The organism is Kitasatospora sp. NPDC004531, assembly GCF_053602195.1.
The window spans coordinates 1-23,755 of the sequence record NZ_JBSGDD010000045.1 but is presented as its reverse complement, the minus strand read 5'-3'; the positions used below and the strand labels follow the sequence as shown (position 1 = coordinate 23,755).

Below are 23,755 nucleotides of genomic sequence, written 5' to 3'. Positions count from 1 at the left end.
CCCGCCCGGAGCGAACTCCGGACGGGCCCTGCGAGGAAGTCCGAGGACTAGAAGCGACGCGTGACGAGCGCGCGCTTCACCTCCTGGATCGCCTTGGTGACCTCGATGCCGCGCGGGCAGGCCTCCGAGCAGTTGAAGGTGGTGCGGCAACGCCACACGCCCTCACGGTCGTTGAGGACCTCCAGGCGCTGCTCGGCGCCCTCGTCGCGGGAGTCGAAGATGAAGCGGTGCGCGTTGACGATCGCCGCCGGGCCGAAGTACTGGCCGTCGTTCCAGAACACCGGGCACGAGGAGGTGCACGCGGCGCACAGGATGCACTTGGTGGTGTCGTCGAAGCGCTCGCGGTCGGCCTGCGACTGCAGACGCTCGCGGGTCGGCTCGTTCCCCGAGGTGATCAGGAACGGCATGACGTCCTTGTACGCCTGGAAGAACGGGTCCATGTCCACGATCAGGTCCTTGAGGACCGCGAGGCCCTTGATGGCCTCGATCGTGATCGGCTTCTCCGGGTTGACGTCCTTGATCAGGGTCTTGCACGCCAGCCGGTTGCGCCCGTTGATCCGCATGGCGTCCGAACCACAGATGCCGTGCGCGCAGGAGCGACGGTACGTGAGGGTGCCGTCCTGCTCCCACTTGATCTTGTTGAGCGCGTCCAGGACGCGCTCCTTCGGGTCCATTTCGAGCTGGTAGTCCACCCACACCGGGTCCGGGTGTTCCTCCGGGTTGAACCGGCGGATCCGGAAGGTGACGTTGATCAGCTTGACGCTGCCGGCCTCGACCGCGTCCAGCGCGGCCGAGTGCGTCTCGACGGTCGGAGTGGACATCAGTACTTACGCTCCATCGGCTGGTAGCGGGTCTGCACGACCGGCTTGTAGTCGAGGCGGATGGAGGTGGTGCCGTCCTCGGCCACCTCGCGGTACGCCATGGTGTGCTGCATGAACTTCACGTCGTCGCGGGTCGGGAAGTCCTCGCGGTAGTGACCGCCGCGGGACTCCTCGCGGGCCAGCGCGGAGACGACCAGCACCTCGGCCAGGTCGAGCAGGTTGCCCAGCTCGATGGCCTCCAGCAGGTCGGTGTTGTACCGCGAGCCCTTGTCCTGGATCGAGACGTTCTTGAAGCGCTCCTTGAGCGCCGTGACGTCCTCGACGGCCTGCTGCAGGGTCTTGCCGGTGCGGTAGACGGACACGTTGGTGTCCATCGACTCCTGCAGCTCCTTGCGGATCTGCGCGACCGACTCGGTGCCGGTGGACTCCCGCAGGCCCTCGACCAGCGCCTCGACCAGCGCGCCCGGGTTCTCCGGCAGCTCGACGAAGTCGTGCTTGTCGGCGTACGCGGCGGCGGCGATGCCCGCGCGGCGGCCGAACACGTTGATGTCCAGCAGCGAGTTGGTGCCCAGGCGGTTGGCGCCGTGCACCGACACGCACGCGACCTCGCCCGCGGCGTACAGGCCGGGAACGATGTCGGTGTTGTTGCTCAGGACCTCACCCTCGACGTTGGTCGGGATGCCGCCCATCGCGTAGTGCGCGGTGGGCTGGATCGGGATCGGGTCCGTGTAGGGCTCGATGCCGAGGTAGGTGCGCGCGAACTCGGTGATGTCCGGCAGCTTGGCGTCCAGCTGCTCCGGCGGCAGGTGCGTCAGGTCCAGGTAGACGTGGTCGCCGTCGGGGCCGCAGCCGCGGCCGGCCCGGATCTCCGAGTAGATCGCGCGGGAGCAGACGTCACGGGACGCGAGGTCCTTCATGACGGGGGCGTAGCGCTCCATGAAGCGCTCGCCGTCCTTGTTGCGCAGGATGCCGCCCTCGCCGCGGGCGCCCTCGGTGAGCAGGATGCCCATCCGCCAGATGCCCGTCGGGTGGAACTGGAAGAACTCCATGTCCTCCAGCGGCAGGCCGCGACGCAGCGCCACGGCCTGGCCGTCACCGGTCAGGGTGTGCGCGTTCGAGGTGACCTTGAACATCTTGCCGGTGCCGCCGGAGGCGAACACCACGGCCTTGGCCTGGAAGACGTGGATCTCGCCGGTGGCGAGCTCGTACGCCACCACACCGGCGGTCTTGCCCTCGTTGATCAGCAGGTCGAGGACGTAGAACTCGTTGAAGAACTCCACACCGTGCTTGACGCAGTTCTGGAACAGCGTCTGCAGGATCATGTGGCCGGTGCGGTCCGCGGCGTAGCAGGACCGGCGGACCGGGGCCTCGCCGTGGTTGCGGGAGTGGCCGCCGAAGCGGCGCTGGTCGATCCGGCCCTGGTCGGTGCGGGAGAAGGGCAGACCCATCTTCTCCAGGTCGAGGACCGCGTCGATGGCCTCCTTGCACATGATCTCGGCGGCGTCCTGGTCGACCAGGTAGTCACCGCCCTTGACCGTGTCGAAGGTGTGCCACTCCCAGTTGTCCTCCTCGACGTTGGCGAGCGCGGCGCACATGCCGCCCTGCGCCGCGCCGGTGTGGGAGCGGGTCGGGTAGAGCTTGGTCAGGACCGCGGTGCGGCTGCGCTGGGTCGACTCGATGGCCGCGCGCATGCCGGCGCCGCCGGCGCCGACGATGACGGTGTCGTACTGGTGAATCTGCATGGGGTCAGTCGCCTCTGGTGGCTCGTCAGATGTTCGGGTCGAAGGTGAAGATCACCAGGGTGCCGAGGACCACCGTGAAGACGGTCGCGACACCGAGGAGGCCCTTCAGCCACAGACGAGTGGCGTCCTTCTCCGCGTAGTCGTTGATGACGGTGCGCATGCCGTTCGAGCCGTGCAGCATCGCCAGCCACAGCATCAGCAGGTCCCACATCTGCCAGAACGGGGACGCCCAGCGGCCCGCCACGAAGGCGAAGCTGATCTTGGAGACGCCGCCGTCCAGCATCAGGTTGATCAGCAGGTGGCCGAGGACCAGCACCACCAGGACGACACCCGACAGGCGCATGAACAGCCAGGCGAGCATCTCGAAGTTGGTGCGGGTGCGGCGCGGGGTCTTCTTCGTGCGGGCCCGGGCGGGCTCCACCACGAAGGCGTCGGCCGGGTTGCCGGTGCCCAGGCCCTGGCCCGTGTGGGCCTGCAGCGAGGGGACCACCAGGTCCTTGGTCTCAGTGGACATGCCGGATCAGCCCCCGAACCAGGTGCGAAGGGTGTGCTGCAGAACGGGGTAGAAGGCGCCGCCCATCAGGACGATCCAGATGCCGACCACGGTCCACAGCATCTGCTTCTGGTACTTCGGGCCCTTGGCCCAGAAGTCGACCGCCACGACCCGCAGGCCGTTCAGGGCGTGGAACAGGATGGCGGCCACCAGGCCGTACTCCATCAGGTTCACAAGCCAGAACTTGTAGGTGGCGATCACCGAGTCGTAGGCCTCGGGCGACACCCGCACCAGGGCGGTGTCCAGGACATGTGCGAACAGGAAGAAGAAGATCAGGACGCCGGTGACTCGGTGAGCCACCCAGCTCCACATGCCTTCCCGGCCGCGGTACAGCGTTCCAGCCGGCACGGAAAACCCTCCGGAAGCGGTTTGGGGGCTCGGCCGGCTTTCTGTCGGTCAGCCCGGCCGGATACGGTCCACCGGCCGCGAGCATCCTATCGACGCGCCGCGCCCTCCCGCCGTCGGGGGGCCCTGCTGTGATCAATCAGGTACGTACGGGCTAATCGGAACGGGAACTCTCACGGTCGGTGACCGCCCGGCCGCGCGGCGGCGCGGCCGCCCGGGGTCAGGCCCGGACGGCCACCAGGTGCTCCAGGCGGCTCAGCGCGATCCGCCGGAGCTCCTCGGCGGAGATCAGGCGCTCCTCGTCCGGGTCGTTGGCCAGCCGGGTGCGGATCGAGGTCAGCACCGCGTCCAGCATCTCCTCCGGGTCCACGCCCTCCAGGCAGACCACGAAGACGTGGCCGAACCGCGCCTCGTACGCGGCGTGCGCGGCCCGCAGCGCGGTGTGCGCCGCCTGGCTGCCCGGGGCGCGCATGCCGAGCAGCGGCTGCGGCATCCAGCTCTCGTCGGCCAGCGCCTCCGCGAGGTCCGCCGGGCGCAGGTCGTAGCTGGCCTCGCTGGCGGCCGCCAGCAGCGAGCCGATGTCGGGGTAGGGGCGGTGGGCGGTCAGGCGCAGCGCCCAGCGGTGGCTGCCGCAGCAGGCGAGCAGCGCCTCCTCGACCGCTCCGGAGTCGGCCTCGTTGAACCGGTGCAGTCCCAGCAGGGACGGGTCCGTCCGCACGTCCAGACGCTGCGGCGGGATGTCGCTGGCCAGCGGATCCTCCTCGTGAGGGCGGGAAGGGGGGATGCTGCAGAGACAGAAAGGGGTGGGGCAGTGCCTCGGCGCGAGGCCGGAGCGGCTCGGCGGGGCAGCGCCTCCACGGTAGTTGAGGGTTCATCAGTTGGGGAGGCGGCGGGCCGATTTCATCCGATCGAGCTATCAAGTTGTGACCCGCCGCCCGTGCCGTTCACCCGGATCCGGGTCAGCCCGCCCGGTGCACCTTGTGGTTGGCGGCCTGCGCCCGGGGCCGGACCACCAGCAGGTCGATGTTGACGTGTGCCGGACGGGTCACCGCCCAGGAGACCGTGTCCGCGACGTCCTCCGAGGTCAGCGGCTCGGCGACGCCCGCGTACACCGCGTCCGCCTTGGCCTGGTCGCCGCGGAACCTGGTCAACGCGAAGCCCTCGGACTTCACCATTCCGGGCGCGATCTCGATCACCCGGATCGGCTCGCCCACGAGTTCGAGGCGGAGGGTCTGCGCCACCGAGTGGACGGCGTGCTTCGCGGCCACGTAGCCGCCGCCGCCCTCGTACGCGGCCAGCGCCGCCGTCGAGGACATGATCAGCACGGTGCCGTCGCCGGTGGCGCGCAGCGCGGGCAGCAGCGCCTGGGTCAGGTGCAGCACGCCGAGCACGTTGACCTCGTACATGGTGCGCCAGTCCTCCGGGTCGCCGGCCTCGACGCTGTCCGCGCCGAGCGCGCCGCCCGCGTTGTTGACCAGCACGTCCACCCGGCCGACCTCGGCGGCGAACGCGTCCACCGCGGCCCGGTCGGTGACGTCCAGGGTGAAGGCCCGGCCGCCGAGCTCCTTCGCCAGCGACTCGATCCGGTCGGTGCGGCGGGCGGTCAGCACCACCTCGAAGCCGTCCGCGGCCAGCCGGCGGGCGGTCGCCGCCCCGATGCCGCTGCTGGCGCCGGTGACCACGGCCACCTTCTGCTCGCTCATGTCCCACTCCTGTGTCTCGGGCTGTGCTCGGCCTGGTGTTCGGTGCAGCCCGATCATCCCAAGGAGGGGTGGGTCGGTGTCGCCCGATGTTGTGAGAAAGCTCCCAGCCGTGGCATCTGTCTGCCCGTGAGGGGCGCGGCTACATTGCGTATCCAGCCGACCCGTTGATCGGCGCCAACCCCTCACCATCTTCCGCGGAGGACATCCATGGCAGCCGAGCCCCGCCGCACCGAGTCGGGCCTGCCGATCGAGCCGGTGTACGGCCCCGAGACCCTGGCCGGCTTCGACGCCGCGAGCCGGCTCGGCACCCCCGGCCAATACCCGTTCACCCGCGGCGTGTACCCGACCATGTACACCGGCAAGCCGTGGACGATGCGCCAGTACGCCGGCTTCGGCACCGCCGCCGAGTCCAACGCCCGCTACAAGCAGCTCATCGCCAACGGCACCATGGGCCTGTCCGTCGCCTTCGACCTGCCCACCCAGATGGGCTACGACTCCGACGCCGCGATCTCGCACGGCGAGGTCGGCAAGGTCGGCGTCGCCGTCGACAGCGTCGAGGACATGAGCGTCCTGTTCGGCGGCATCCCGCTCGGCGAGGTCTCCACCTCGATGACCATCAACGCGCCCGGCTCGCTGCTGCTGCTGCTCTACCAGTTGGTCGGCGAGGCCCAGGGCGTGCCGTCGAACCGGCTCACCGGCACCATCCAGAACGACGTGCTCAAGGAGTACATCGCCCGCGGCACCTACATCTTCCCGCCCAAGCCCTCGCTGCGGCTGATCGCCGACGTCTTCCAGTACTGCCGGGCCGAGATCCCCAAGTGGAACACCATCTCCATCTCCGGCTACCACATGGCCGAGGCCGGGGCGAACCCCGCGCAGGAGATCGCCTTCACCCTCGCCAACGGCATCGAGTACGTCCGCACCGCCGTCGCCGCCGGCATGGACGTCGACGACTTCGCGCCCCGGCTGTCCTTCTTCTTCGTCTCCCGCACCACCCTGCTGGAGGAGGTCGCCAAGTTCCGTGCCGCGCGCCGGATCTGGGCCCGCGTGATGAAGGAGGAGTTCGGTGCGAAGAACCCCAAGTCGCAGATGCTGCGCTTCCACACCCAGACCGCCGGCGTCCAGCTCACCGCCCAGCAGCCCGAGGTCAACCTGGTCCGGGTCTCCGTGCAGGCGCTGGCCGCCGTCCTCGGCGGGACGCAGTCGCTGCACACCAACTCCTTCGACGAGGCCATCGCGCTCCCCACCGAGAAGTCCGCACGGCTCGCGCTGCGCACCCAGCAGGTGCTCGCCTTCGAGACCGACATCACCGCGACCGTCGACCCGTTCGCCGGCTCCTACGTGGTCGAGGCCATGACGGACGAACTGGAGGCCGCCGCACTGGAGTTGATGGCCAAGGTCGAGGACATGGGCGGCGCGGTCGCGGCGATCGAGCAGGGCTACCAGAAGGGTGAGATCGAGCGCACCGCGTACCGCATCCAGCAGGAGCAGGACTCCGGCGCGCGGACCGTGGTCGGCGTCAACCGCTTCCAGCTCGCCGAGGAGGAGCCGTACGAGCCGCTCAGGGTCGACCCGGCGATCGAGGCCCAGCAGGCGGAGCGGCTGGCGCGGCTGCGGGCGGACCGGGACTCGTCGGCCGTCGACCGGGCGCTCACCGTGCTGCGCAAGGCGGCGGAGGGGACGGAGAACGTGCTGTACCCGATGAAGGAGGCGCTGGCCGCCCGGGCCACCGTCGGCGAGGTGTGCGACGCGCTGCGCGGTGTGTGGGGGACGTACACGCCGGTGGACCGCTTCTGAGTCGCACCCACGTGCAAGTGGAGGCCCGTGCCGCGATCTTTCCGGCACGGGCCTCCCGCTTCGCGCAGTTCCCCGCGCCCCTGGCGGGGCGCGGGGATAGGGCGCTTACTTCTTGATGGCGAAGGACTTGAAGAAGCCCTTGCCCGGGGAGCCCAGGCCGGTGGCCGTGTCGTAGCCGCTCGCGGCCGAGAGGCCGTAGTCGGCGCCGATCTTGTAGAGCCGGACGCGGAGGGTGCCGGAGACGACGCCGAGGTCGACGACGTTGCCGCGCTTGGTGTTGACGGCGCTGTCGTCCACGTCGTGGAAGGCGTTGGTGGCGGCGCGGTCGTACAGGGCCGGGTTGGCGAAGCCGAGGGCGCGGCCGCCGCGGGTCTCGATGGCATTGGCGAACATCGCGGCGGTCTCCGGGGCGGAGACCGAGGTGCCGCCGAAGCCGCCCTCGCTGTAGGCGCCGGCGGAGGTGTAGCCGACCAGGGTGGCGGCGACCAGGTCACCGCTCATCGCGATGTCGGGGGTGGCGCGCAGCGGGGTCGCGGACTTGGTGCCGTCGGCAGCGGTCCTGCTGATGCTGTCGGGGACGACGCCCTGCTGGTACCACGGCTGGGCGAAGTCCTTGGAGACACCGCCGCCGCCGCCGAAGTAGAACGTGCCGGGCATCGGGCTCCAGGACTTCTGGTCGGCGGAGAGCACCGAGCGCAGGTCGCCCATGGAGACCTCGTGGCCGTACTTGCCGGCCTTGTCGCCCAGCTGGAGGGCGGTGCCGCCGACCGAGGTGACCCACGGGGAGGCGGACGGCCAGTCGGCCTGGGCCTGGTTGGTGTCGGCCTGGCAGTTGACGCCGGTGGCGGCCGCGCCCGGGGAGCTGTCGCCGCAGTCGCCGGAGGAGAAGGTGAAGCCGATGCCGGTGACGGCGCCGAGCTGGAAGATCTGGTTGTCGGCGGCCACCACGGCGGGGTCGATGTCGCCGGAGGTGCCGTGCATGATCTCGCCCCACGAGTTGGAGACGACGTCGGCGAGGTGCTCGTCCACGACCTTGGCCATGGCGTCGTAGAGGTCCTCGTCGTAGCAGGAGTTGCCGCCGACGTAGACGACGTTCGCGTCCGGCGCGAGGCCGTGGACCATCTCGACGTCGAGGGCCTCCTCGCCGGCCCAGCCGTCGGGGCCGCCGCACTCCTCCTGGTGGGTCCACTTGTCCGGGGTGACGTACTCGGTGTACTGGCCCGGCTTGAACGGCCGGTCGCCGTGCAGGGTGGCGAAGTGGTTGGCGTCCTGCTCCATGGTGGACAGGCCGTAGGCGTCGATGACGGCGACGCGGGCGCCCTTGCCGCTGACCTTGGCGTCGGTGACGCCGTAGGCCTTGCGCAGCTGGGACGGGATGTAGGAGCAGGGGGCGAACGGCTCGTTCTTCTCGTAGCCCTCGGGCGCGCCCTTGGCGATCTTCGAGCCGTAGCCGTCCTCGGAGCAGGTCGGGACGGTCGGCAGGGTCGCCGGGTCCTTCTTGTCGGGGCCGGCCAGCTTGGCGTCGGTGCGCCGCTCGGCCTCGCGGACGGAGGTGGCGGAGGAGCTGTTCTTGTGGATCGCGTCGGCGAGGCCGGAGACCGCGAGGACGGCGTCGGAGACGGAGGCCGGCACCTTGGCGTCGGCGGTGGGCGCCCGGTGGGTGCCGTCCGCGGTGCGGTAGTTGTGGAAGCCGGTGCCGAACGCCTTGGTCATCGCGGCGGTGGAGCCGGACACCTGCACGTAGTGGGCGTTGCCGGCGGAGACCGTGAGGCCCGCCGCGGACACCCAGTCGGTGACGGCCTTGACCTGCTCGGGGGTGGCGCCGAACTTCGCCCGGACCTGCTCGGACGACAGGAACCGGCCGTAGGAGGCCGAGTTCGGGTCGGAGACGGCCTTGGCGAGGGCGGCGAGGCCGCTCGCGTCGCGCCCGGCCAGGTAGATCCGGGCGGTCGCCGGGGCGGCGGCGTCGGCCGCGCCCGCGTCGGCCTGCGGGGTGGCCCACTCCGGGTGGGTGCCCGGCAGGGTGCGGGCGGTGTCGCCCGCGGGGGTGGCGGCGGTGGCCGGGACGGCCGCGCCGAGGGTGGTGAGGATCAGTGCGGCGGCGACGGTGGCAGGAGCGATGCTCTTGGCGAGCCGATTGCGCGCGATGGGCACGTCGGTCCCCCCTTCTCGGTTCGATGGAGCGTCAACTGCCCTTCGTGAGGGCGTGACGAGGCGCGCCGCAGGCGGACTGTCCCACCCCACTGCGGCACCGGAGTTGACTGTGCGGAAGCTGTCTATTCGGACTGCTGTGCGTCACTCAAGAGCACGTCCGAAAGCTTTACCTCGGCATGACCCGATCGGGGGGAAGGGGCGGCCCGGGGCGGGACGGCGGGTGTGCGCCGTGTCCGGCGGCCGGTGCAGGTCGTTGCATACGAAGGGAGCCGTGCACAGCTGCGGGCCGAATCAAGGAGCCATACCCACCGGGGTTTTGAGGTATGCATCCAAACGGTGAGAACTTTCGCGGAAGAGGGGCCAAAAGCCTCTCACCGGCCTACTCTTGTCAAGGTGAACGATCCTCAGCCCGCAGCCGCTGCCACCGTCACCGCCGTCCGCCCGCTCGCCGACCTCCGGGTCCGAGTAGCGGCCCACCAGGCCGAGTTGATCGACCTGCGTCGGGATCTCCACCGGCACCCGGAGCTCGGCCGCCAGGAGTTCCGCACCACCCGGCTGCTGCGTGAACGACTGGTCGCCGCGGGGCTGGAGCCACGGGTGCTCCCGGGCGGCACCGGCCTGCTGGTGGACCTCGTCCCGCCCGGCACCGCGCCCGGCACGCCGCTGCTGGCGTTCCGCGCCGACATCGACGCGCTGCCGATCGACGACAAGAAGGACGTCCCGTACCGCTCCACGCTGCCCGGGCGGGCGCACGCCTGCGGGCACGACGTGCACACCGCGGTGGTGCTCGGCACCGGGCTGGTGCTGGCCGAGGCGATGGCGGCCGGGCAGCTGTCCCGGCCGGTGCGGCTGATCTTCCAGCCGGCCGAGGAGATGATGCCCGGCGGCGCGCTGGACGTGATCGCGGCCGGCGGGATGGAGGGCGTCGGGCGGATCTTCGCGGTGCACTGCGACCCCAAGGTGCAGGTCGGCCGGATCGGGCTGAAGGTCGGGGCGATCACCTCGGCCTGCGACAAGGTGATGATCGGCGTGGAGGGCCCGGGCGGGCACACCGCCCGTCCGCACCTGACCACCGACCTGGTCACCGCGGTCGCCAAGCTGGCCGCCGAGGTGCCGTCCGCGCTGGCCCGCCGGATGGACCCGCGCTGGGGCGTCTCGCTGGTGTGGGGGCGGATCGCGGCCGGCTCCGCGCCGAACGTGATCCCGCAGCACGCCGAGCTGGAGGGCACCGTGCGCTGCCTGGAGCTGGCGGGCTGGCGGCAGGCCCCGGAGGTGATGGAGGAGCTGGTCGCACACCTCGCCGAGACGCACCGCGCCAAGTGGACGCTGGACTACCACCGGGGCGTCCCGCCGGTGGTCAACGAGGCCGACACGATCGACCAGTTCGAGCGCGCGATGACCGACCGCTTCGGCGGCGCCGCCGCCCCCGTGGTCGAGCCCACCGAGCAGAGCCTGGGCGGCGAGGACTTCTCCTGGTACCTGGAGCACGCCCCCGGCGCCCTGGCCCGGCTCGGCGTGCGCGGCCCCGACGAGAAGGGCGTCCGCGACCTCCACCAGGGCGACTTCGACGCGGACGAGCGGGCGATCGCCGTCGGCGTCGAACTGTTCGCCTCGCTGGCCCTGGAGCACGCCCGGATCTGAGCCCGCGCACCTCCCCGGACCCCTTCCCGGGGCGGTCGTTCCGTGGTCGAATCGGCCGCGAACGATCACCCAGGGGAGGGGCCCGTCCATGCACAGCACCCGTCGCAGACTCCTGCTCGCCGCCGGCGCCACCGCCGCGGCCGGCCTGGCCACCGCGCCGCCGGCCGACGCCGCCCTCCAGGGGGCCCCGCCGAACCCGGCCGAGCCGCTCGTCGACTGGTGCAACGTGAAGCAGTTCAACGCGCTCGGCAACGGCGTGGACGACGACTGGCAGCACATCACCGACGCCATCGCGGCCTGCCCGCCCGGCGGCGTGGTGTACTTCCCGGCCGGGCAGTACGTGGTCAAGCAGACCCTGGTGGTGCCCGCCAACATCACCCTGGCGGGCTCGGTCGGCATCCGCTGGTTCACCTACCAGCCGAACAGCACCGCGGCCGTCTTCATCAAGCCCAAGTACGGCGACTTCAGCGGCTCCGAGCTGATCCGGCTGGAGGGCACCGGCGCCCGGCTGCGCGACCTGGTGCTGGCCTCCGGCCGCGCCCTGGACAGCCAGACCGGCGGCGGCACCGTCGACGGCCTGCGGGCCACCGGCCCCGTCAAGGCCGTGCGGCTGCAGAACGTCGGCATCCACAACTTCCACGGCTACGGGGTGCGCACCGACACCACCGCGGACGGCTTCCCCGGCGGCTGGGAGGTGTCCCAACTCAGCCTGGAATCCAACAAGTTCGGCGGCTGGCGGTCCGACAACACGAACAGGGCGGCGGTCTTCTCGTTCGGCGACGGCATGTTCGAGTCCTGCGAGGCCGGCCACAACGGCGGCGACGGCTGGTACTTCGCCGGCCTCGGCGCCCTCGGCTTCACCGGCGTCCGCGCCACCTGGAACGACGGCAACGGCTTCCACCTGACCGGCAAGTGCGGGACGGTCGGCTTCACCGAGTGCCAGACCGACCGCAACCGGTTCAACGGCTGGCTGCTGGAGGCCCCGCAGAACGCCCCCGGCTACGCCCCCGCCCCGCACGTCGTCACCCTCACCGGCTGCCAGGCCAGCCGCGACGGACGCAACGACAACGCCGCCCCGGCCGGCTACGCGGGCTTCCGGATCACCGCCCCCGAGGGCGGCGACCCGGCCGTCCCGGTCGCGCTGACCGGCTGCGCCACCCACGTCGCCGGCGACGACCGGCCGGGCGGGCTGCTCGCCCCCGACTACGGCGTGTACGTCGACCGCGCGCTGCGGGTGCTGCTCACCGGCTGCATACTCACCGGCACCGTCGCGAGCGTGCGCGACGACGCGGGCGCGGTGCTGGACACCGGCAGCACCATGCACGTCCGGACCACCGCCACGAGCGTGACCTACAACGCGCCGTCGCCCGCGATCACCCCGGTCGGCAACTCCCCGCAGCCCGCCGACTACGGTTTCGGCGCCTGGTCCTTCGACCCGGCCACCTCGACCGACCAGAGCACCCAGCTGAGCTCGGGCAACGTCTACCTGGTGCGGGTGGAGACGCACCAGTCGATCGCCGTCTCGGCGGTGTCCGTGCTGCTGGCGGCGTCCGGCGGCGGGTTCACCGCCGGCAACCGGGCCGGCGTGTACGACCGCACCGGCAGGCTGCTGGCCAGTACCGGCGACCAGGCGGCGGCCTGGTCGGGCGGGGGCAACCAGCTGTGCCGGATGGCGCTGTCCAAGACCCTCACCCTCGGGCCGGGCTTCCACTGGGTGGCGCTGATGGCCAACGCCGCCAACCCGCCCGCCTTCGCCCGGGGTTCGACCTTCCCCGCCCCGGGCGCGTTCCTGAACGCGAACCTCACCCCGGCGACCTACCGGGTGGCCAATCTGGCGAACAGCGCCACCGCGCTGCCGGGCACCTTCGACCCCGCACAGAACCGGAACGGCACGGTGCAGATGTTCTGGGTCGGCCTGAGTTGAGCCGGGCCCGGGGAGGCGCTCGGCGGGCGCGGCGCGGCTGCTTCTCGGGGGGCCGGGCGGAGGCGTACCGTGGTGGCGCGCTACCAGCCAGTAGCGGAACGGGAGTTGAACAAGTGTGCGGCTATGTCCGGATTTGCCCGGGCGTACGACCACATTTTGATAACAACCCCGAGGCCCGTGCAGGCCGTAACACAACCGTGTTCTACGCGCGTTACGGTGGCGCTCGACCACGCCATCCGGGTGTGTGAGAAGGAGAAACTCCCTTGCGCCGTTCACTCAAGCTCGCCGCGGTCGTGCTCTCGGGTTCCCTGGGCATCGCCTCGCTCGCCGCCTGCGGCGCAAAGAGCACCGACACCACCGACGCCGGCGCCGGCGGCGCCTCCGGTCTCAAGGTCGGCATGGCCTACGACATCGGCGGCCGCGGCGACCAGTCCTTCAACGACTCGGCCGCGCGTGGTCTGGACCAGGCCAAGTCCGAGCTGGGCGCCACCATCAACGAGGCCGAGGCCAAGTCCGGCGAGTCGGAGGGCGACAAGGAGCAGCGCCTGAAGTCGCTGGTCACCGGCGGCTTCAACCCGGTCATCGCGGTCGGCTTCATCTACCAGGACGCGGTCAACAAGGTCGCCAAGGAGAACCCGAACGTCAACTTCGCGATCATCGACTCGTACTCGCCGGAGCAGCCGAAGAACGTCACCTCGCTGACCTTCTCGGAGGAGCAGGGCTCCTTCCTCGCGGGCGTGGCCGCGGCCAACAAGTCGAAGAACAAGCACGTCGGCTTCATCGGCGGCGTCCAGTCCGAGCTGATCAAGAAGTTCGAGGCCGGCTACGTCGCGGGCGCCAAGTCGGTGGACCAGAACATCGCGGTCGAGGTCACCTACCTCTCCACCCCGCCGGACAACACCGGCTTCGCCGACCCGGGCAAGGGCAAGCAGGCCGCCGCCGGCCAGCTCGACAAGGGCGCGGACGTCATCTACTCCGCCGCCGGCTCCTCCGGCTCGGGCGCCATCGAGGCCGTCTCCACCGCCGCCGGCGGCAACAAGTGGGCCATCGGCGTCGACTCCGACCAGGCCAGCCAGCCGGCCCTGTCGAAGTACAAGGACCACATCCTCACCTCGATGGTGAAGAACGTGAACACCGCCGTGTTCTCCTACGTCAAGTCGGTCAAGGACGGCAGCGCCGCGGGCGGCGTGAAGAACTTCGACCTGAAGGACGGCGGCGTGTCGCTGGCCGTCACCGGTGGCTTCATCGACGACATCAAGGCCAAGCTGGACGCCGCCACCCAGCAGATCACCAGCGGCGCCACCAAGGTTCCGACCGCTCCGGCGCAGGGCTGACGCCCTGCCACCGCGCCGCCCGGCCGCCGGGCGGCGCGACGGCCCGGCACCTCTGACGGAAGGGGCTCGGACGGGATGCGCCCAGCGCATCCCCCGGGCCCCTGCCCATGCCGCACGCCCCGGTCGGCCGGACCGGGCGGGCGGCGGCACCATCCCGGCCCACCCGAGCCTCCAGCCGGCCCCCTGAGCCTCCAGCGCAACGACGCGCCCGACGACCCGCAGGAGATCGCCATCACCCCCTCCGACTCCGCCTCCCCCGGCGGCACCCCCAGCGCGGGGACGGCGACACCGGCCGTCGAACTGCGCGGCATCACCAAGCGCTTCCCCGGCGTGGTGGCCAACCACGACATCGACATCACCGTGCGACGCGGCACCGTGCACGCCCTGATGGGCGAGAACGGCGCCGGCAAGTCCACCCTGATGAACATCCTCTACGGGATGCAGAAGCCGGACGAGGGCACCATCGCCATCAACGGCGAGCAGGTGTCCTTCAGCACCCCCGGCGACGCGATCGCCCGCGGCATCGGCATGGTGCACCAGCACTTCATGCTGGCCGACAACCTCACCGTCTGGGAGAACATCGTCCTGGGCAGCGAGAAGCTGTACGGCATCGGCGCGAAGGCCAAGGCGAAGATCCGCGAGCTGTCCGACCAGTACGGCCTGGGCGTGAAGCCGGACGTGCTGGTCGAGGACCTCGGCGTGGCCGACCGGCAGCGCGTGGAGATCCTCAAGGTGCTGTACCGCGGCGCCCGGATCCTGATCCTCGACGAGCCGACCGCGGTCCTCGTCCCGCAGGAGGTCGACGCGCTGTTCGACAACCTGCGCGAGCTCAAGGCCGAGGGCGTCACCGTCATCTTCATCTCGCACAAGCTGCACGAGGTGCTGTCGGTCGCCGACGCGATCAGCGTGATCCGCCGCGGCACCACGGTCGGCGACGCCGACCCGAAGGCCGTCACCGCCCGCCAGCTGGCCGAGCTGATGGTCGGCGCCGAACTGCCGTCCCCGGAGAGCCGCGAGTCCACCGTCACCGACGCGGAGATGCTCCGGGTCGAGGGCCTGCGGATCGCCAAGCCGGACGCCGAGGGCGTCGAGCGGGTGGTGCTGGACGACATCTCGCTGCGCATCCGCAAGGGCGAGATCCTCGGCATCGCCGGCGTCGAGGGCAACGGCCAGGCCGAACTGGTCGAGGCGATCATGGGCATGCTGCCGCTGGACGCCGGCACCGTCACGCTGGACGGCGCCGACCTGAGCGGCAGCCGGACCCGGGCCCGCCGGGAGGCCGGCATCGGCTACATCCCGGAGGACCGGCACCGGCACGGCCTGCTGCTGGAGGCCCCGCTCTGGGAGAACCGGATCCTCGGCCACGTCACCGAGCGGCCCAACTCCAAGGGCCTGCTGCTCGACCCGGCCGGCGCCCGGACCGACACCCAGCGGATCGTCGAGCAGTTCGACGTCCGCACCCCGGGCATCGAGGTCACCGCGGCGTCGCTGTCCGGCGGCAACCAGCAGAAGCTGATCATCGGCCGCGAGATGAGCCACCACCCGAAGCTGCTGATCGCCGCCCACCCGACCCGCGGTGTGGACGTCGGCGCGCAGGCGCAGATCTGGGAGCAGATCCGCTCCGCGCAGCGCGAGGGCCTCGCGGTGCTGCTGATCTCCGCCGACCTGGACGAGCTGATCGGCCTGTCCGACACCATCCGGGTGATCTACCGGGGCGCGCTGGTCGCCGACGCCGACCCGGCCACCGTCACCGCCGAGGACCTCGGCACCGCGATGACCGGCGCCGCCCGGGGCCACATCGTCTCCGACCCGGTTCCGCCCACCGACACCGCCGACCACCCGCAGGCGGGGGAGTAGCCAGATGACCAGTCCCAACCCCCCGGCCGCGGGAGCGGCCGCCCGGCCGCGCCGGCAGCGGTTCGACCTGGAGCGGATCGGGCTCGGCCTGGCCGCGCCCGTGCTCGCCGTGCTGCTGTCGGTGATCATCGCCGGCACGCTGCTGGCGGTCTCCGGCCGCGACCCGTTCAGCGCCTTCCGGATCATGTGGAACTACGGCACCGCCTCGGACGGGCAGGTCGCCGTCCTGAACAAGGCGACCGTGTACTACCTGGCCGCGGCCGCCGCCGCGTTCGGGTTCCGGATGAACCTGTTCAACATCGGCATCGAGGGCCAGTACAAGCTGGCCATGATGATGGCCGCGTTCGTCGGCACCCAGATCGACCTGCCGGCCTTCCTGCAGATCCCGCTGCTGCTGATCGTCGCGATGTTCGTCGGCGGCCTGTGGGCGTCGATCGCCGGTGTGCTGAAGGTCTACCGGGGCGTCAGCGAGGTCATCTCGACCATCATGCTGAACGCCATCGCCACCGCCGTGATCGGCGTGCTGCTGGTGCCGGGCATCCTGGCGCCGAAGACCGGCGGCGTCACCAACTCGATCCAGACCGCGAAGATCTCCGACTCCAGCCACTTCTTCTCGATCGAGACCCAGGGCGGCACCCTGTGGGGCTTCATCGTGATCGCGGTGCTGGTCGGCGTGGTCTTCCACTTCACCCTGAACCGCACCCGGTTCGGCTTCGACCTGCGCGCCACCGGCCGCTCGGAGACCGCCGCCAAGGCCTCCGGCGTCAACGTCAAGCGCATGGTGATCACCTCGATCGTGGTCTCCGGCGCGCTGGCCGGCCTGGTCGGCCTGCCCGAACTGATGCAGAACACCCCGTACTTCGGTCAGAACGTGCAGACCGGCCTGGGCTTCATCGGCATCTCGGTGGCCCTGCTCGGCCGCAACACCCCGATCGGCATCGCGTTCTCCGCGCTGCTGTTCGCCTTCCTGGACGCCTCCGGCGCCCAGCTGCCCACCCGGGGCGACTACCCGTCCGAGATCATCCCGGTGATCCAGGGCACCATCGTCATCTGCGTCGTCGTGGCCTACGAGTTGGTGCGCCGCTTCGGCCTCAAGCGCCAGCAGCAGAAGGTCGGCGCCGAGCTCGCCGCGCAGGCTGCCGCGGCCGCCCAGAAGGAGGTGGCGGCATGAGCACCGCTGTCGCCAAGCCGAAGCCGCCGGTCGCACCGGCCAAGAAGAAGTCCAAGCTGACCTGGCCGGTGGTGCTGCTGCTGATCGCGGGCGCCCTGGTGCTGTTCGCGGCCGTCGGTGCGATCACCGGCAACCACGGGCTGACCTCCTCCGGCCAGATCGGCGCCGCGCTGTCCTCGGCCGTGCCGATCGCCATGGCCGGCCTCGGCGGCCTGTGGTCCGAGCGCGCGGGCGTGGTCAACATCGGCCTCGAAGGCATGATGGTGGCCGGCACCTTCTGCGGCGCCTGGGGCGGCTTCCTGGTCAACCCGTGGGTCGGCCTGCTGGCCGGCATGGTCGGCGGCGCGCTCGGCGGTCTGCTGCACGCGCTGATCACCGTCACCTTCGGCGTCGACCACATCGTCTCCGGCGTCGGCATCAACCTGCTGATCCCCGGCATCTGCGCCTACATGAACCGCATCTACTACAAGGACTACGTGGCCGACGGCGCCGGTGCGAACCAGTCGCCGCCCGCCGAGTCGCTGCCCACCATCACCGTCCCCGGCCTGTCGAGCTGGCTGGACGGCATCGAGCAGCACCACTGGTTCCTGGTCTCCGACCTGGCCGGCATCGTCCGCGGCCTGACCACCGACCTGTCGGTGGTCACCCTGATCGCCGCCGCGTTCCTGGTCGCCAGCTACTTCGTGCTCTGGCGCACCGTGTTCGGCCTGCGGCTGCGCTCCTGCGGCGAGAACCCGACCGCCGCCGAGTCGCTGGGCGTCAACGTCTACAAGTACAAGTACCTCGCGGTGATCTCCTCTGGCGCCTTCGCGGGCCTCGGCGGCGCGTACCTCTCGCTGGTCGCCGCGCACTTCTACCGGGACGGCCAGACCCAGGGCCGCGGCTTCATCGGCCTCGCCGCGATGATCTTCGGCAACTGGATGCCGGGCGGCCTGGCCGCCGGCGCGGGCCTGTTCGGGTTCACCGACAGCCTCCAGCTGCGCGACGCCGACTCGGTGCACGTGCTGCTGCTGGTGGTCGCCGTCGCGATGACGCTGCTCGCGCTGTGGCAGCTCTACCGCGGCACGTACGCGGCGGCCGCGATCAGCCTGGTGGTCGCCGGCGGCGTCGCCCTCTGGTACGCCACCACCGACGCCGTCCAGCGCCCGCTGATCGTCGCCACCCCGTACGTCATCACCCTGGTGGTGCTCGCGCTGGCCTCCCAGCGGCTGCGGATGCCCAAGGCGGACGGCCAGATCTACCGCAAGGGGCAGGCCAAGTGACGGCCCCCGAGGTGGACTGGGAGGCCCTGCGGGAGGCCGCCCGCGCGGCGATGCGGCACGCGTACGCCCCGTACAGCAAGTACCCGGTCGGCGCGGCCGCGCTGGTCGACGACGGGCGCACGGTGACCGGCTGCAACGTGGAGAACGCCTCCTACGGCCTCGGCCTGTGCGCCGAGTGCGGCCTGGTCTCCGCGCTGCACGCCACCGGCGGCGGCCGGCTGACCGCGTTCACCTGCGTGGACGGGGCCGGCGAGCTCTTGATGCCGTGCGGCCGCTGCCGGCAGCTGCTGTTCGAGCACGGCGGCCCCGACCTGCTGGTCGAACTGCCCTCCGGGGTACGGCCGATGAGCGAGGTCCTGCCGGACGCGTTCGGGCCGGACAAGCTGTAGCCCGCCGGGCTCTTGCTGGCCGATCGAATTGTTACGCGCGTAGAGTGTCGTGGGAGGACATCCCGCGGCACTCTTCGCATTTCACACCTCTCTGGAGCACCTGCATGGACGCCATCTCCGTCATCCGGGCCAAGCGCGACCGGGGCGAACTGACCGACCCCCAGATCGACTGGGTGATCGACGCCTACACCCGCGGCGAGGTCGCCGACGAGCAGATGTCCGCCCTCGCCATGGCCATCCTGCTCAACGGCATGACGGCCCGTGAGATCAGCCGCTGGACCGACGCCATGATCCGCTCCGGCGAACGCATGGACTTCTCCTCGCTCGCCGTCCCCACCGCGGACAAGCACTCCACCGGCGGCGTCGGCGACAAGATCACCCTCCCGCTCGCCCCGCTGGTCGCCGCCTGCGGCGCCGCCGTCCCGCAGCTCTCCGGCCGCGGCCTCGGCCACACCGGCGGCACCCTCGACAAGCTCGAATCCATCCCCGGCTGGCGTGCCCTGCTCTCCAACGAGGAGATGCTCGCCGTGCTGCGCGACTGCGGCGCCGTGATCTGCGCCGCCGGCGACGGCCTCGCCCCCGCCGACAAGAAGCTCTACGCCCTGCGCGACGTCACCGGCACCGTCGAGGCCATCCCGCTGATCGCCTCCTCGATCATGTCCAAGAAGATCGCCGAAGGCACCGGCGCGCTCGTCCTGGACGTCAAGGTCGGCTCCGGCGCGTTCATGAAGAACCTCGACGACGCCCGCGAACTCGCCCGCACCATGGTCGGGTTGGGCCGCTCGGCCGGCGTCGCCACGGTCGCCCTGCTCACCGACATGTCCACCCCGCTCGGCCTCACCGCCGGCAACGCGCTCGAAGTCCGCGAGTCGCTGGAGGTGCTGGCCGGCGGCGGCCCCGCCGACGTCGTCGAGCTCACCCTCGCGCTCGCCCGCGAGATGCTCGCCGCCGCGGGCGTCCACGGCAAGGACCCGGCCGACGCGCTGCGCGACGGCTCCGCGATGGACCACTGGCGCCGCATGATCACCGCCCAGGGCGGCGACGTCGACGCGCCCCTCCCGGTCGCCCGCGAGACCCACGTCGTCCCCGCCCCCGCCACCGGCGTCCTCACCACCCTCGATGCCTACGCCGTCGGCGTCGCCGCCTGGCGGCTCGGCGCCGGCCGCGCCCGCAAGGAGGACCCGGTCCAGGCCGGCGCCGGCGTCGAACTCCACGCCAAGCCCGGCGACACCGTCACCGCCGGCCAGCCCCTGCTCACCCTCCACACCGACACCCCCGAGCGCTTCCCCTACGCGATCGAGGCCCTGGCGGACGCCGTCACCGTCGCCCCCGCCGGCACCGAGTTCACCCCGGCCCCGATCGTCCTCGACCGGATCGCGTGAGCGACACACCCGCGGCGCGGCGGCACTACGCTGCGCCGCGGGTGCGCAGTGCGGGAGCTGCGGTTCGATCCGGTCGTGGAGACGACGGGAGTGAGCGGAACACCCGTCCGTGCACGCGGAGTTCGGCCGCGCGGTCACGAGAGGCGACATCCGGTGAACCACTCGCGGTGGAAGACCGCCCGCACCCGCGCCCTGCTCGGGGAGCCGGCGGAGGACCCGGAAGTCGCCGCGCTGCGGCTGGAGATCCGCCGTGCGATGGCCCTCGGGCAGGCGGTGTACGACCGCCGGACCGCGCTCGGGCTGTCGCCGGCCGAGCTGGCCCGGCGGGCCGGACTGACGGAGGCCCAGGTCGAGGCGATCGAGGGCGGGGACACCGTCCCCACCCTGCCGCTGCTGCACCGGCTGGCCACCGCCCTGGAGTCCGAGCTCGACATCCATGCGGCAACCGGCCCGGAGGCCTGATCAGCCCGCGTAGGTGCGCAGGACGCCGGTGTCCAAGGTCCAGGGGCCGACGGTGAGGACGTCCCCGAAGGCGAAGTCGGTGCGGCGGGTGCAGCCCGGTTCGGCGTGGACGATGCCGGTGCCCAGACGGGGGTCGACCAGCAGGTAGAGCGGGATGCCCATGGCGGCGTAGTCGGCGACCTTGGCGCGGTAGTCGGTCTCCGGGTCGTACGGGGAGACGACCTCGGCCACGAGCAGCGGGCGGTCGGCCGGGGCGGCGCAGACCGTGAGGTCGGGCCGGCGGAGGACGCCCAGCGCGGGGGACTCCACGACCGCGTTCGGCGTCACCCGGGCGGGTGGTGGCGACTGCGCGACGAGTTGACGGCAGATCAGTTCGGCCGTGCGGTCGTGGTGGCTGCCGGGGGCCAGCGGGAGCCGGATCGTGCCCCCGGAGATCTCCGGCGGCCGCAGGTCCGGCACTGCGGGCAGCAGGTCGAGGACTGCCCGCAGTGCGGCGAAGTCGTGGTTCATGCCCGGACGGTAGTGGCTGCCGTTCGGCGGGAGGCGACGGCGCGGTGGGTGGCGTACAGCGTCACGCCGGCCGCGCAGGCCATGGCGGTGAGGGCGACGGTGGCGGTGCCCGGCCAGCCGGTGGCGTGGTAGGCGTCGGCGCCGATCGTGCCGCCGAGGCTGTTGCCCAGGTAGTAGGCGATCAGGTAGAGCGCGGAGGCCTGGGCGCGGCCGGTGGTCGCGGTGCGGCCGACCGAGGAGGACGCCGTCGCGTGGCCGGCGAAGAAGCCGGCGGTGATCAGGACCAGGCCGAGGATCGCGCAGAACAGCGAGTTCGCGAGGGAGAGCAGCAGGCCGGCCGTGGTGGTGGAGATCGCCAGGTAGAGGGTGCCGCGCCGACCCCAACGCGCGGTCAGCCGGCCGGCCGAGGCGGAGGACGCGGTGCCGACCAGGTAGACCACGAAGATCGACGCCGCGACCGACTCCGGCAGCTGGAACGGCGCCGAGACCAGCCGGTACCCGACGGTGTTGTAGACCGCGCCGAACACCGCCATGAACAGCATCCCGAGCAGGTACAGCCGCACCAGCAGCGGGTTGCGCAGGTGCCCGGCGACGGTCGCGGCCAGCGCCCGCGCGTCCACCGGCGCCCGCCGGAAGTGCCGGGCCCGGGGGATCAGCATCCGGAACGCGAGCACCGCGAGCAGCGCGAGGACGGCGGAGACCGCCAGCCCCCAGCGCCAGCCCCACGCGGCCGCCGCCCAGCCGGAGACCAGGCGCCCGCCCATCCCGCCGATCGAGTTGCCGGCCACGTAGAGGCCCATCGCGGAGGCCAGCGCCTCCGGGTGCACCTCCTCGGCGAGATAGGCCATCGCGGTGGCGGGCAGCCCGGCCAGCGCCGCGCCCTGGACGGCCCGCAGGACCACCAGCGTGGTGAGGTCCGGGGCGAGCGGCAGCGCCAGGGCGAGCAGCGCGGCGGCGAGGGTGGAGGCCGTCATCACGGCGGTGCGCCCGTAACGGTCGGAGAGGGCGCTGGCGGGGAGCAGGGCGAGCGCGAGTCCGAGGGTGGACGCGGAGGCCGTCCAGCTGGCCTGTCCGGGCGTCAGGTCGAGGTCGGCGGAGAGGATCGGCAGCAGGCCCTGGGTCGAGTACAGCAGGACGAAGGTGGCGACACCCGCCGCGAACAGGGCGAGGTTGGCGCGACGGAAGTCCCGGGTGCCGGGGCGCAGGCGCAGGTCGGTGGGGGAGGTGGCAGGGGCGGGCGCGAACGCCTCGGTACTGGCAGGCTGCATGGCGTTGACGCTACGGCCGCGCGGCTTGATGCGTCCAATGCATGAAAGCGCGAGAATCGATGCTGTGACGCATCAGAGCAGCTCCGCCCCCACCCGCCTCGCCGACCTCGGTCCGGACGCCGATGTGACGCGCCTCGCACCGCAGTTGGCGGAGTTCGCGGCGGTCGCCCGGCTCGAACACGTCACCCGGGCGGCGCAGCTGCTCGGCATGCCGCAGCCCACCCTCTCCCGCGCCGTCGCCCGGCTGGAGGCACAGCTCGGCGTCGACCTGCTCGCCCGCCAGGGCCGCACCGTCCGGCTCACCCGCGCCGGGCGGCTGCTGCTGGACGCCGTCGAACGCGCGCTCGCCGAGGTCGAACGCGGCGCGGAGGCGGCCCGGGCGGAGGCCGACCCGGCGGCGGGACGGGTCGCGTTCGGGTTCCTGCACACCATGGGGACGGACGCGGTGCCCGCCCTGCTCAGGGGCTTCCGGGCCGGGCACCCGCAGGTCCGGTTCCAGCTGGTGCAGGACTACGTCGCGGCGATGCTGGAACGGCTGCGGGCCGGGGAGCTGGACCTCTGCCTGGTCTCGCCGCTGCCCGACACGCCCGACCTGACGGCCTGCCCGCTCGACGAACAGCGGCTCTACCTGACCGTCCCCGCCGACCACCGGCTGGCCGCCCGCCGCCGGATCCGGCTCGCCGAGGTCGCCGAGGAGTCCTGGGTGACGGTCGAGGAGGGCTACGGGCTGCGCCACATCATGGAGGGCTTCTGCGCGGAGGCCGGCTTCACGCCGCGGATCGCCTTCGAGGGCGAGGAGGTCGAGACCCTCCGAGGCCTGGTCGCCGCCGGCCTCGGCGTCGCCCTCCTCCCGCCGGCCCTCGTCCCCCGCCCGGGCGTCGTCGAACTCGAAGTCACCGCCCCCCGCACCCGCCGCGCCATCGGCCTCGCCTGGCACGCCACCCGCCCCCTCACACCCCCGGCCGCGGCCTTCCGCGACTTCGTCCGGTCCCGCAGGGGGAGCATCCTCGCCCACGACTGACCCGGCCGGCGGCACACGGCTGCGCAAGCGCCACGCTTCGCGGGTGCTTGCCCGGGGGCGGGGCCTGGCGGCTGACGCGCGAACCCGCCTGGCCGACGGCGACGTCCGGTCCGCTTCGCAGGTGCGGTTGTTCAGTTGCGTGGTGCGGCGGGCGCGGGGGTCGGGGTGCGGTGCGCCAACTCGCTTGGTCGGCAACGTTGTCCGGCGGCTTCGAGTTGCGTCGGCGGGCCACGGCGGCATGCGGCTGCGCGAGCGCCTCGCTGCGCGTGCGTCCCGCTTCGCGTGGGCTTCCGCTGCGCGTGCGTGCCGCTTCGCGTGGGCTTGCCGCTGCGCGTGCGTGCCGCTTCGCGTGGGCTTGCCGCTGCGCGTGCGTGCCGCTTCGCGTGGGCTTGCCGCTGCGCGTGCGTGCCGCTTCGCGT

At 71.9% G+C, this 23,755-nt stretch carries 20 protein-coding genes; 11 read left to right on the top strand and 9 right to left on the bottom strand.

The features are described from left to right. Positions 1 to 47 precede the first annotated feature (47 nt). From ACWEMJ_RS19305 to ACWEMJ_RS19280, 6 genes are all read right to left on the bottom strand, one after another. Positions 48 to 821: a succinate dehydrogenase iron-sulfur subunit gene (locus ACWEMJ_RS19305; RefSeq protein WP_452138269.1), complete on the bottom strand. Its 774-nt coding sequence runs from the start codon at positions 819 to 821 to the stop codon at positions 48 to 50. Further along, positions 821 to 2,563 (bottom strand): succinate dehydrogenase flavoprotein subunit, encoded by a 1,743-nt coding sequence (sdhA, locus tag ACWEMJ_RS19300; protein WP_452138268.1) that lies wholly within the window; start codon positions 2,561 to 2,563, stop codon positions 821 to 823. The genes ACWEMJ_RS19305 and sdhA overlap by 1 nt, the downstream gene beginning before the upstream one ends. Before the next feature lie 25 nt (positions 2,564 to 2,588). Then, entirely contained in the window at positions 2,589 to 3,077 is a 489-nt protein-coding gene (sdhD, locus tag ACWEMJ_RS19295; protein WP_043914353.1) for a succinate dehydrogenase, hydrophobic membrane anchor protein, read from the bottom strand. 6 nt (positions 3,078 to 3,083) lie between these two features. Further along, the gene (sdhC, locus tag ACWEMJ_RS19290) at positions 3,084 to 3,464 is read right to left on the bottom strand and encodes a succinate dehydrogenase, cytochrome b556 subunit (RefSeq protein WP_452138267.1); all 381 of its coding nucleotides are present in this window, start codon (positions 3,462 to 3,464) and stop codon (positions 3,084 to 3,086) included. Between the two features lie 217 nt (positions 3,465 to 3,681). Next, a complete protein-coding gene (locus tag ACWEMJ_RS19285; RefSeq protein ID WP_452138266.1) occupies positions 3,682 to 4,179 on the bottom strand; it encodes a 2-oxo-4-hydroxy-4-carboxy-5-ureidoimidazoline decarboxylase in 498 nt (165 codons plus the stop codon). A gap of 241 nt (positions 4,180 to 4,420) precedes the next feature. Beyond that, positions 4,421 to 5,164, bottom strand: a complete 744-nt coding sequence (locus ACWEMJ_RS19280; protein WP_452138265.1) for an SDR family oxidoreductase — start codon at positions 5,162 to 5,164, stop codon at positions 4,421 to 4,423. Between the two features lie 207 nt (positions 5,165 to 5,371). Here ACWEMJ_RS19280 and ACWEMJ_RS19275 point away from each other — a divergent pair, with 207 nt between their 5' ends. Beyond that, the gene (locus tag ACWEMJ_RS19275; protein WP_452138264.1) at positions 5,372 to 6,961 is read left to right on the top strand and encodes an acyl-CoA mutase large subunit family protein; all 1,590 of its coding nucleotides are present in this window, start codon (positions 5,372 to 5,374) and stop codon (positions 6,959 to 6,961) included. A 105-nt stretch (positions 6,962 to 7,066) separates the two neighbouring features. Here ACWEMJ_RS19275 and ACWEMJ_RS19270 read toward each other — a convergent pair whose 3' ends face one another. After that, the gene (locus ACWEMJ_RS19270) at positions 7,067 to 9,115 is read right to left on the bottom strand and encodes a S53 family peptidase (RefSeq protein ID WP_452138263.1); all 2,049 of its coding nucleotides are present in this window, start codon (positions 9,113 to 9,115) and stop codon (positions 7,067 to 7,069) included. 393 nt (positions 9,116 to 9,508) lie between these two features. On the opposite strand from ACWEMJ_RS19270, the gene ACWEMJ_RS19265 reads away from it, so the two are divergent. The 9 genes from ACWEMJ_RS19265 to ACWEMJ_RS19225 all read left to right on the top strand — a co-directional run bounded on the left by ACWEMJ_RS19265 (position 9,509) and on the right by ACWEMJ_RS19225 (position 20,537). Further along, complete coding sequence (locus tag ACWEMJ_RS19265) at positions 9,509 to 10,756, top strand: amidohydrolase (RefSeq protein ID WP_452138262.1); 1,248 nt, start codon at positions 9,509 to 9,511, stop codon at positions 10,754 to 10,756. 88 nt (positions 10,757 to 10,844) lie between these two features. Beyond that, positions 10,845 to 12,680: a glycosyl hydrolase family 28-related protein gene (locus ACWEMJ_RS19260; protein WP_452138261.1), complete on the top strand. Its 1,836-nt coding sequence runs from the start codon at positions 10,845 to 10,847 to the stop codon at positions 12,678 to 12,680. A 263-nt stretch (positions 12,681 to 12,943) separates the two neighbouring features. Further along, entirely contained in the window at positions 12,944 to 14,014 is a 1,071-nt protein-coding gene (locus ACWEMJ_RS19255) for a BMP family lipoprotein (protein WP_452138260.1), read from the top strand. A gap of 75 nt (positions 14,015 to 14,089) precedes the next feature. Then, complete coding sequence (locus ACWEMJ_RS19250; RefSeq protein ID WP_452138259.1) at positions 14,090 to 15,871, top strand: ABC transporter ATP-binding protein; 1,782 nt, start codon at positions 14,090 to 14,092, stop codon at positions 15,869 to 15,871. A 4-nt stretch (positions 15,872 to 15,875) separates the two neighbouring features. Then, a complete protein-coding gene (locus ACWEMJ_RS19245; RefSeq protein ID WP_452138258.1) occupies positions 15,876 to 17,042 on the top strand; it encodes an ABC transporter permease in 1,167 nt (388 codons plus the stop codon). Continuing rightward, the gene (locus ACWEMJ_RS19240; RefSeq protein WP_452138257.1) at positions 17,039 to 18,304 is read left to right on the top strand and encodes an ABC transporter permease; all 1,266 of its coding nucleotides are present in this window, start codon (positions 17,039 to 17,041) and stop codon (positions 18,302 to 18,304) included. The genes ACWEMJ_RS19245 and ACWEMJ_RS19240 overlap by 4 nt, the downstream gene beginning before the upstream one ends. Continuing rightward, the gene (locus tag ACWEMJ_RS19235) at positions 18,301 to 18,693 is read left to right on the top strand and encodes a cytidine deaminase (protein WP_452138256.1); all 393 of its coding nucleotides are present in this window, start codon (positions 18,301 to 18,303) and stop codon (positions 18,691 to 18,693) included. Before ACWEMJ_RS19240 ends, ACWEMJ_RS19235 begins: the two co-directional genes overlap by 4 nt. 104 nt (positions 18,694 to 18,797) lie before the next feature. Beyond that, positions 18,798 to 20,075 (top strand): thymidine phosphorylase, encoded by a 1,278-nt coding sequence (locus tag ACWEMJ_RS19230; RefSeq protein WP_452138255.1) that lies wholly within the window; start codon positions 18,798 to 18,800, stop codon positions 20,073 to 20,075. A gap of 153 nt (positions 20,076 to 20,228) precedes the next feature. Then, entirely contained in the window at positions 20,229 to 20,537 is a 309-nt protein-coding gene (locus ACWEMJ_RS19225) for a helix-turn-helix domain-containing protein (RefSeq protein WP_452138254.1), read from the top strand. Here ACWEMJ_RS19225 and ACWEMJ_RS19220 read toward each other — a convergent pair whose 3' ends face one another. Both ACWEMJ_RS19220 and ACWEMJ_RS19215 read right to left on the bottom strand, forming a co-directional pair. Further along, the gene (locus ACWEMJ_RS19220) at positions 20,538 to 21,047 is read right to left on the bottom strand and encodes a Uma2 family endonuclease (RefSeq protein WP_452138253.1); all 510 of its coding nucleotides are present in this window, start codon (positions 21,045 to 21,047) and stop codon (positions 20,538 to 20,540) included. After that, positions 21,044 to 22,315, bottom strand: coding sequence for an MFS transporter (locus ACWEMJ_RS19215; protein ID WP_452138252.1), 1,272 nt, complete (start codon positions 22,313 to 22,315; stop codon positions 21,044 to 21,046). The genes ACWEMJ_RS19220 and ACWEMJ_RS19215 overlap by 4 nt, the downstream gene beginning before the upstream one ends. Positions 22,316 to 22,379: 64 nt before the next feature. Here ACWEMJ_RS19215 and ACWEMJ_RS19210 point away from each other — a divergent pair, with 64 nt between their 5' ends. After that, entirely contained in the window at positions 22,380 to 23,336 is a 957-nt protein-coding gene (locus tag ACWEMJ_RS19210; protein ID WP_452138251.1) for a LysR family transcriptional regulator, read from the top strand. Positions 23,337 to 23,755: the final 419 nt, after the last annotated feature.